At 46.9% G+C, this 1,555-nt stretch carries 2 protein-coding genes and 2 pseudogenes; 2 read left to right on the top strand and 2 right to left on the bottom strand.

Going from position 1 to position 1,555, the window contains the following annotated elements; translation table 11 throughout:
- Nucleotides 1-507: 507 nt before the first annotated feature.
- Together QZ506_RS01730 and QZ506_RS01725 are read right to left on the bottom strand one after the other, a co-directional pair.
- A pseudogene (locus tag QZ506_RS01730) lies at nucleotides 508-940 on the bottom strand (antiterminator Q family protein).
- A 154-nt stretch (nucleotides 941-1,094) separates the two neighbouring features.
- Nucleotides 1,095-1,307, bottom strand: a complete 213-nt coding sequence (locus QZ506_RS01725) for a RusA family crossover junction endodeoxyribonuclease (RefSeq protein WP_367272955.1) — start codon at nucleotides 1,305-1,307, stop codon at nucleotides 1,095-1,097.
- Nucleotides 1,308-1,341: 34 nt separating this feature from the next.
- Between QZ506_RS01725 and QZ506_RS01720 the strand changes: the two are divergent.
- Nucleotides 1,342-1,458: pseudogene (locus tag QZ506_RS01720) on the top strand (IS1 family transposase); the annotation flags it as partial.
- The coding region (locus QZ506_RS21410; protein WP_367272956.1) for an IS1 family transposase at nucleotides 1,418-1,555 on the top strand (138 nt) is incomplete at its 3' end. The pseudogene QZ506_RS01720 and the gene QZ506_RS21410, both read left to right, overlap by 41 nt.

Below are 1,555 nucleotides of genomic sequence, written 5' to 3'. Positions count from 1 at the left end.
GTGCTGCGGGCGTACGCCGATGGCCACTTTACTCGATGGAAAACGGATCTGGGCAGAAAAGAATCTGAACCAGATGTAATCTGACAGACACCTGTATAAATAATCGGTAACTGTCAGATCAGGTCTGAGCTAGTACATATAATCAATAAGTTCTGACCATTTTCTTTATTCAGTGCATTAGACTGGTGAATTTCTCGTATACAGTCCTCACCCTGCTTTTCCAGAAATGCAACGAGCTCATCGTGCGCATACAAAAAGTAATCGTCGGGTAGATTATTCATTCCCCAGCCTCATATCCTGTCATGCAATCAATTTTACCTGAATGTATCGATGCTTGGCATTGAAAGGTCTCCAAAAACAACAAAACCCCGACGAACGCCGGAGCTTAGAAACGAAAAAACCCCTGCATTTCTGCAATGGCTTGAATGAGTGCCGCCGAAACTTAAGACTCACGAACGGCAGCTTAGATATGATTATGGGTAAATGGGTAAAAGATGTCAAGTCCTTTCATGCAACATGTTTAATTTTCGCCACATGTTTACGACTTTTAAACGCATTTCGCAGCGGATTGTAGAGAATATACAGCGTAGACTCCAGTATCTGTGAAATATCTTTCCTCAGCGCTTCCTCTGACGGCTTACGCCACCCCTCATCCAATCTCCCCCTGTCGATTTTGCGTGGCCTTGCGGCTTTGTGATAGTACGACGCAATTGCTCGCTTAGATGATCCGTGAGCGTAGTAGCTGAGAAGAATACCGAGCGCCCTTGTGTCAATGCGCATGACGGAATCTACCACCTGAGAAATCAACATTCCGTCATCATCGTTGCACATGGGCCTACTCGTCACCCTGCCTGGCTCTACTCTCCATGAACTGCGCAATTACGCTGCTTTGCCGCTTCTCTAGCCTCCCTTAATAAACCCACGCGCCCCATAATTCCAATCACCCTTCAATCCATCGATGCTGGTCATCCGTGAGCTTAAGTTCAGCTATTGGCATTTCTTCCTCCGAGGACTTGCATCCCAGCACTGATGATGCGTTGGCTGGATAGTTGGGGTGATGGGTGTGAAGAGGTTGAGGATGTCGTGAAGGAATTTCATGCCACCTCCAATTCCGTGATGACGATATCCAGACTGCCTCCACGCTCTTGCTGCCCGCATTTTACCCTGAAATCGTCTATCTGTTCGTCGTCCAGCATGAAGCCCGCATGCGTGAGCGAGTCGAAAACCGCCTTTTGCAGGTTGTCGAGATCACGGCGTCGTTTGTCTGGAGCGTTGGCGATAATGGAAATTTTCGGTCGTGTATTCAATATGTTGATTGCAGTGTGAAATGTCCGGTTTTGGATGTGGAATACAGAGGCTAAAGTTGATGTAATATGCCCGTTTTGTGAACAGACATCTCCTGTGAAAAAACACGGTTATGGCAAAAGTGGCCATCAGCGTTACCGTCGTCAGTCATGCAAACACGGATGGCTACAGGGCTTACAACGACGAACTTCCAAAAGTAAAACACATTGTTAGAAAGCTGTATACACAGCGTATTGAGCGTGCACATCTG

The sequence above is a fragment of the Candidatus Symbiopectobacterium sp. genome, assembly GCF_020054415.1.
Taxonomy (GTDB): Bacteria; Pseudomonadota; Gammaproteobacteria; order Enterobacterales; family Enterobacteriaceae; genus Symbiopectobacterium.
Note: the sequence above shows the minus strand (reverse complement) of the source record. Positions and strands in the feature narration are given on the sequence as shown.